The 7505-nt window shown below is 74.0% G+C and carries 5 protein-coding genes; 1 reads left to right on the forward strand and 4 read right to left on the reverse strand.

What is annotated here, in order from left to right; genetic code table 11:
• The first annotated feature begins 12 nt into the window (after positions 1-12).
• Positions 13-3474, forward strand: coding sequence for a chromosome segregation protein SMC (gene smc, locus VED21_RS19885; protein WP_324885237.1), 3462 nt, complete (start codon positions 13-15; stop codon positions 3472-3474).
• 22 nt (positions 3475-3496) lie between these two features.
• Here smc and VED21_RS19890 read toward each other — a convergent pair whose 3' ends face one another.
• The 4 genes from VED21_RS19890 to VED21_RS19905 form a co-directional block, all read right to left on the reverse strand.
• Positions 3497-4816 (reverse strand): PAS domain-containing protein, encoded by a 1320-nt coding sequence (locus VED21_RS19890; RefSeq protein ID WP_324885240.1) that lies wholly within the window; start codon positions 4814-4816, stop codon positions 3497-3499.
• 56 nt (positions 4817-4872) lie between these two features.
• On the reverse strand, positions 4873-5847 hold the full coding sequence (locus tag VED21_RS19895; protein WP_324885242.1) for a type II secretion system F family protein: 975 nt from the start codon (positions 5845-5847) through the stop codon (positions 4873-4875).
• Complete coding sequence (locus VED21_RS19900; protein ID WP_324885244.1) at positions 5844-6839, reverse strand: type II secretion system F family protein; 996 nt, start codon at positions 6837-6839, stop codon at positions 5844-5846. The genes VED21_RS19895 and VED21_RS19900 overlap by 4 nt, the downstream gene beginning before the upstream one ends.
• Positions 6839-7505 (reverse strand): CpaF family protein (locus VED21_RS19905; RefSeq protein ID WP_324885246.1); only part of this gene is annotated, 667 nt, incomplete at its 5' end. The genes VED21_RS19900 and VED21_RS19905, both read right to left, overlap by 1 nt.

Below are 7505 nucleotides of genomic sequence, written 5' to 3' on the forward strand. Positions count from 1 at the left end.
GGTCGTCCGGCGGTGCACTTCACGCGTCTCAAGCTGACGGGCTTCAAGTCGTTCGTCGACCCGACGGAGCTGGTCATCGAACCGGGCATGACCGGCATCGTCGGCCCCAACGGCTGCGGCAAGTCCAATCTGGTCGAGGCGCTGCGCTGGGTCATGGGCGAGACCTCGGCCAAGAAGATGCGCGGCGGCGACATGGACGACGTCATCTTCGGCGGTACGTCCAACCGCCCGGCGCGCAATCTGGCCGAGGTGGCGCTGGCCATCGACAACCGCTCGCGCACCGCCCCGGCCGGCTTCAACGAGGCCGACGACCTTGAGGTGACCCGCCGGATCGAGCGCGGCTCCGGCTCCGACTACCGCATCAACGGCAAGCTGGTGCGGGCGCGCGACGTGCAGCTGCTGTTCGCCGACAACGCGGCCGGCGCCAACTCCCCCGCCCTGGTCAGCCAGGGCAAGGTCGGGCAGATCATCAACGCCAAGCCGCAGGACCGCCGCATGCTGCTGGAGGAGGCGGCGGGCATCACCGGCCTGCACTCCCGCCGGCACGAGGCGGAACTGCGGCTGCGCGCGGCCGAGACGAACCTGACCCGCCTCGACGACGTCGTCGGGGCGATGGACACCCAGCTGCAAAGCCTGAAGAAGCAGGCCCGGCAGGCCGCCCGCTACCGCAACCTGTCCGAACACATCCGCAAGGCGGAGGCCATCCTCTGGCACCTGCGCTGGGTCGCGGCGCAGGCCGATCTGGAGCGCGCCCGCGCCTCCTTCGCCACCGCCGAGGGCCGGGTGCGGGAACTGATGCTGGCCGTCACCCAGCTGACCACCAAGCGCACGGAGGACGCCGCCGGCCTGCCCGAGAAGCGGCAGGCGGAGGCCGCCGCGGCGGCCGCCCTCCAGCGCCTCGTCATCGCCAAGGAACAGCTGGACGCGGAGGAGCGCCGCGTCGCCGACCACCAGAAGTCGCTGCAGCACTGGCTGCGGCAGATCGACGGCGACCTGGGGCGCGAGCAGGCGCTGGCCGCCGACGCCGGCAGCGCGCTGGAACGCCTGGAGGAGGAGCGCGAACGCCTCCTGGAAGCCCAGGCCGACGAGGAAATGCTGGAGGAAGCCGCGCGCGAGGCCCTGGCCGAGGCGCGCGAGGCGGTGGAGGACCTGGACCGCGAGCTGACCCGCCTCACCGAACAGGTGGCCTCCGACGAGGCCAAGCGCGCCGCCACCCAGCGCCAGCTGGCCGACCTGGAAACCCGTGTCGCCGGCCTGACCCGCCGCATCGGCGAGCAGCACGTGCAGCGCGCATCCATCGAGCAGGAAATCGCCGCCAAGGGCGACGTGGCCGAGGCCGAGCTGGCCGTCGAACTGGCCGAACAGCGCCTGGAGGAGGCCCGCGAGGCCGCCGAGGCGGCGGAGCGCGCCAAGACCGACTCCGAACCCGCCCAGGCCCGCGCCCGGGAGTCCGTCCAGGCCGCCGAGGCCGCCCGTACCAAGCTGAAGGCCGAGGAAAAGGCGCTGGCCGAGCTGCTGGCCGCCGGCTCCTCGGGCGACTTCCCGCCGCTGATCGACGCGGTGACGGTGGCGCCCGGCTATGAAGGTGCTTTGGCGGCGGCGCTGGGCGACGCGCTGACCGCGCCGCTGGACGAATCCGCCCCCGTGCACTGGCGCGCCCTGCCGCCGCTCGCCTCCCCCGCCCCCCTGCCCGCCGGCACGGAACCGCTGGCGGCCCGCGTGCAGGGGCCGGCGGCGCTGACGCGCGGCCTGTGCGCCATCGCGGTGGTTGCGGACGGCGCCGACGGCGCCCGCCTCGCCCCCACCCTGGCGGCCGGGCAGATCCTGGTCAGCCGCGACGGGGCGGCGTGGCGCTGGGACGGGCTGACCGTGCAGGCCGGCGCGCCCACGGCCGCCGCCGTGCGCCTGAAGCAGCGCAACCGCCTGCGCGAGATCCGCGAGGAGCTGGACGCCGCCGAGGAGCAGGTCGAGCTGGCCCGCGCCGCGCTGGACGAGGCCAAGCAGGCCGCCGAGGAGGCCGCCCTGCGCGACCGCCGCGCCCGCGACGCCGTGCGCGACGCTTTCGCCGCGCTCAACACCGCCCGCGACCGCCACGCCAAGCTGGCCCGCGAGGCGGACGCCGCGCGATCGAAGCTGGCCGCGCTGGTGGACGGCATCGAGCGGCTGGAGGCCGACCGCCGGGAGGCCGACGCGCAGCTGGACGAGGCTCGCGCCGCGCTGGACGCCCTGCCCGACGCGCGCGAGGGCCGCGACCGGCTGAACGACCTGCGCGCCACCGTGGCCGAGCACCGCACCACCGCGGCCGAGCGGCAGAACGCCCTGGACCGCCTGACCCGCGAGGCGCAGTCGCGCCGCCAGCGCCTGAACGCCATCGAGCACGAGAAGTCCTCCTGGTCCACCCGCTCCCAGGGGGCGGGCGGCCGCGTGGAGGAGCTGCGGGCGCGCGCCGACGCCCTGTCGGCGGAGATGGACCAGCTGGCCGGCCGCCCGGCCGAGATCGTCGAAGAACGGCAGGAGCTTCTCTCCCGCATCAGCGAGGCCGAGCGGGTGCGCAAGCGCGCCATCGAGGCGCTGGCCGAGGCCGAGAACCGGCTGGCCGAGACCGAGAAGGCGCTCAAATCCGCCGAAGCCGGCCTGTCCGACGCCCGCGAAGCCCGCGCGCACGCCGAGGCCGCGGTGCAGGCCGCCGTGCAGCAGGGCCAGACGCTGACCGAGCGCATCGCCGAACGGCTGGACTGCGCCCCCGAACAGACCCGCGCCGCCGCCGGCATCGCCGAGGACGAACCCCTGCCCGACGCCACCGGCGTGGAACAGCGCCTGGAAAAACTGGTGCGCGAGCGCGAGGGCATGGGCCCGGTCAACCTGCGCGCCGAGCTGGAGGCAAGCGAGCTGGAGCAGCAGATCACCGGCCTCCAGGCCGAGCGCGAGGACCTGATCGCCGCCATCGCCCGCCTGCGCCAGGGCATCGGCAGCCTGAACCGCGAGGCGCGCGAGCGGCTGGTGGCCTCCTTCGACGTGGTGAACCGCAATTTCCAGGAGCTGTTCATCCGCCTGTTCGGCGGCGGCAAGGCGCACCTGGAGCTGGTGAACGCCGAGGACCCGCTGGAATCCGGCCTGGAGATCTACGCCAGCCCGCCGGGCAAGAAGCTGCAGAACCTCTCCCTGCTGTCGGGCGGCGAGCAGGCGCTGACGGCGCTGTCGCTGCTGTTCGCCGTCTTCCGCTCCAACCCCGCGCCGATCTGCGTGCTGGACGAGGTGGACGCCCCGCTGGACGAAGCGAACGTCGGCCGCTTCTGCGACCTTGTCGACGACATCGCGCGCGAGGGCGACACGCGGTTCCTGATCATCACCCACCACCGCCTGACCATGGCCCGCGTCAACCGCCTGTTCGGCGTCACCATGGCCGAACGCGGCGTGTCGCAGCTGGTCAGCGTCGACCTGCAGAGTGCGGAAGAGCTGCGCGGCGTCGCCTGACGGCGCCTCGAATGCGGCCGGATCAAAGATCTGGCGAGAATTCACGCGGGCTTCCCTCCTCCGCCGGAGGCGGGGAGGGAGAAGGCGCCAGCGCCCGCGCCTCGCCCAGCGTGCGCACACCCTGCGCGTCCAGGCGCAGCAGAAGGGCGGCGGCGATCTCGGCGGTGAGCAGCGCGAGCGGGGCGCCGGCCGGCCCGTCCTCGTGCACGACGCCCAGCGCCGCCGCCAGCCGCGCCGGGTCCAGCCCGGCCAGGGCCGGGTCCAGCGCCGCCGCGATGCGGCCGAGGTCGAGCGCCGGCGGCGGGTCGAACGGCGGCAGGCCGGCCCGCTCCACCTCCCCCGCCAGGGCGGCCAGCGCCGCCTCCGCGTCCAGGCCCGCCACGGCGACGTTGCGCAGCGCCTCGGCGATCACCGGCCACGCGTCGGCGAAGGGCCGGGCGCCGGGCGGCGGTACGCCCTCGCCGGGGTCCAGCGTCAGGTCCAGCGACACGGTGCGGAACACCCGCCCGCCCGACAGGCGCACGGTGCCCACCCCGGTGACACGGCCGGCCGTATCCGTCGCCACCGACAGCGCCACCAGCGGCACGGCGCCCAGCGGCTCGCCGTCGCCCAGGTGCGGCGCCCTGGCGGCCCGGCGGACGCCGGTTTCCGGCGGCAGCAGGGCGCGCACGTCGGAGGCCCGCAACGGCACGACGATCGCCACGCCGGCCTGCAGGCCCAGGTCGGCGACGCGCGCCGGAAACTCCCGCCCGTCGTTGCGGCGCAGCACCGCCGATACCGGCTGCCCGGCGTCGCGCGCGCGTTCGATGGCGCGGAACAGCTCCGGCCGGTCCAGCAGGTCGTAGACGTCCATGCCCGGCGCCACCACCGTCCCCAGCATCCGCGACGCCGGCCCGTTCAGCGCGGCGATGCGTCCGGTGTCGGTGAGCAGCAGCACCGGCTCCTCCAGCGCGGCGACGACCGCCGCCAGCTTGTCCTCGCCGCGCCCGCCGGCGCGCCGGTCGCGGCGCAGCAGGTCGCCCACCGCGGCGGCGAGGCGCCCCAGCTCGTCGCTCCGCCCCTGCCAGCCGGCCGGCAGCTCGCCCCGGCCGCGCAGCGCGCCAAGGTCGCCGTCCAGTTGCCCGATGTCGCGGAAATGGCGGGACAGGCGGGTGAACACCACCCACAGCGCCAGGACGCCCAGCCCCAGCGCGCCGATGACGGCGTACGCGGCGTCGCGGTCCTCGCCCACGCCGGGACCCACGCCGGGGCTCGCCCGCTGCACGGCGTCGACGCCGACCCAGGCCAGCGCCATGGCCGCCACCGCCAGCCCCACAATCACCGTCCGCCACGTGCCGCCCATACCCGCTCCCGCCATCCATCCGCGCCGACTGCCCGCGCCGACTGTAGCACCCGGCGTCACATGCGGGAAAACGTGTCGACGGTGCGCAGGATGGCCGGGCCGACGAGGACGATGAAGAGCGGCGGAAGGATGAACACCATCAGCGGCACGGTCATGATGGCCGGCAGGCGGGCCGCCTTCTCCTCGGCCTTCAGCATGCGCTCGGTGCGCATCTCGCCGGCCAGCACGCGCAGCGACTGCGCCAGCGGCGTGCCGTAGCGCTCCGTCTGCACCAGCGTGGTGACCAGCGCGCGCACGCCGGGCAGCGGCACGCGCTCGGCCAGCCCCTGGAAGGCCTTGCCGCGGTCGGGCAGGAAGCCCAGCTCGACCGAGGTCAGGCCGATCTCCTCCGCCAGTTCCGGGCAGGCCTCGCCCATCTCGCGGGCGACGCGCTCGAACGCGGCGTCGAGGCTCAGGCCGGCTTCCGCGCAGATGACCAGCAGGTCGAAGGCGTCGGGCAGCGCCCGGCGGATGACGGTCTGCCGGTTGCCCGCCACATAGCGCAGGTAGTATTCCGGCAGCATCGAGCCGAGGAAGGCGGCGATCAGGCAGCCGCCCAGCGCCTGCGCGCCCTCCAGCGCCACCGGTTGCAGCCCGTAGATCACGCCGACGGCGCCGCCGCCGACCAGCACCGGCAGGCAGATCTTGGCGAACAGGTAGACGGTCATCGCGTCCTTGCCGCGATAGCCGGCGGCGGACAGCTTGGCCGCCGCCTGCTCCGCCGTCTTGCCGCCGGCCATGCGGAACTGGTCGACGACGCGCCGCATCAGCCCGACGTGCCCGGCCGGCCGCTCCGCGCGCCGCACGCTGCGCGCCAGATCGCCCTTCAGCGCGTCGCGCCGCTGCTGCAGCGCCTTCAGGCGCGACGCCAGCGGGTCGCGCTCGACGAAGGCGTTCCAGACCAGCACCACCACGGCGAACGCCGCCAGCCCGGACAGCCACGCGGCGAGGTCTTCCGGCGTCAGGCCGGCGATCAGCGCGTCGGGGCTCATATGTCGAACCTCACCATCTTCGCCATCACCAGCCCGCCGGCGATGATCATGCCCAGCGCGATGGCCCCCATGACCTGACCGCGCGGGTCTTCCAGGAAGATGGCCGCGTAGTCCGGCTTCAGGATGCTGATGGCGCCGAACATCAGGAACGGCAGGGCACCGACGATGTAGGCGCTGGCCCGCGCCTCCGACGACAGGGCGCGGACCTTCATCTTCATCTGCCGGCGCTTGCGCAGCAGGTCGGACAGGTTGCCCAGCGTCTCGGCCAGATTGCCGCCGGTCTCCCGCTGGATCGCCATGGCGATGATGAGGAAGCGGAACTCCGGCGTGTCGATGCGCTTCGCCACGTCCCACAGCGCGGCGTCCAGCGACTGGCCCAGGCGCACGGCGTCGCCCACCCGGCGGAACTCGGTGCCCAGCGGGTCGGGCAGCTCGCGCGCCACCGCGTTGATCGATTCGGTGACCGGCAGGCCGGAGCGCAGGCCGCGCACGATCAGGTCGATGGCGTCCGGGAACTGCGCCACGAAGTCCGCCACCCGGCGGTCGCCCATCACCTTCACCACGACGTGCGGCACGCCCAGCCCGACGGCGACCGCCAGCGTCAGCGGCAGCGGCGCCGGCAACACCAGCGACAGCGCCGCCCACGCCACCGCCGCGATCAGCAGGTTGGCGGCCACGTACTGGCCCAACGGGATGCGCCGCCCAGTGCGCGCCAGACGCTCCCGGATGCGCTCGGGATTGGGGACCAGCGCCTTGACCAGCCGGTCCAGCGTCGCGTTGGAACTGTCCGCCCGGTCGAGGCGCAGCGACGCCGCCTTGCCCGCCACGCTCGCGCGCCGCCCCTTCTGCCCCTCCGCGCCGACGCGGGCGACGCGGCGCTTCAGCTCCTTGTCGCTGCCGCCGATGAAGGCCAGCCCGAACAGCAGGACGGCCAGGAACGCCCCCGCGCCGGCCAGCAGGGCGACCACGGGGATTCCGCCCACGCTCGCCATCACATCGCCTCCAGCAGCGCCTTGTCGAGGCCGTAGTAGGCGGCCTTCGGCAGGAAGTTGGGGCGCACGCCGGCCGCCTTGAACTCGCCCATCAGGCGGCCGTCCGGGCGCTCGCCCTTGAACTCGTATGTGAAGAGGTCCTGCATGGTGATGACGTCGCCTTCCATGCCGATCACCTCGCTGATGTGGGTGACGCGGCGGATGCCGTCGCGCATGCGGCTGATCTGCACGATCAGGTGAAGGGCCGAGGCGATCTGCGTGCGCACCGCCTTGGACGGCATGTTCAGCCCGGCCATGCCGAACATGTTCTCCAGGCGGGTCAGCGCCTCGCGCGGGCGGTTGGCGTGGATGGTGCCCAGCGATCCGTCGTGGCCGGTGTTCATGGCCTGCAGCATGTCCACCGCCTCCGACCCGCGCACCTCGCCCAGGATGATGCGGTCGGGGCGCATGCGCAGCGCGTTCTTCACCAGATCGCGCATGGTGATCTCGCCGTGCCCTTCCAGGTTGGGCGGGCGCGTCTCCAGCCGCACCACGTGCGGCTGCTGGAGCTGCAGCTCGGCCGCGTCCTCGATGGTGACGATGCGCTCGGTATGGTCGATCAGCTGAGACAGCGCGTTCAGCAGCGTCGTCTTGCCCGACCCCGTGCCGCCGGAGATCAGGATGTTC

This window comes from Azospirillum sp., assembly GCF_035627195.1.
Classification (GTDB): Bacteria; Pseudomonadota; Alphaproteobacteria; order Azospirillales; family Azospirillaceae; genus Azospirillum.

Bases quoted from the DNA above. Each gene is read 5' to 3' on its own strand.
- VED21_RS19890 (WP_324885240.1), bottom strand. From the start codon at position 4,816: ATGGGCGGCACGTGGCGGACGGTGATTGTGGGGCTGGCGGTGGCGGCC.
- VED21_RS19900 (WP_324885244.1), bottom strand. From the start codon at position 6,839: ATGGCGAGCGTGGGCGGAATCCCCGTGGTCGCCCTGCTGGCCGGCGCG.
- VED21_RS19895 (WP_324885242.1), bottom strand. From the start codon at position 5,847: ATGAGCCCCGACGCGCTGATCGCCGGCCTGACGCCGGAAGACCTCGCC.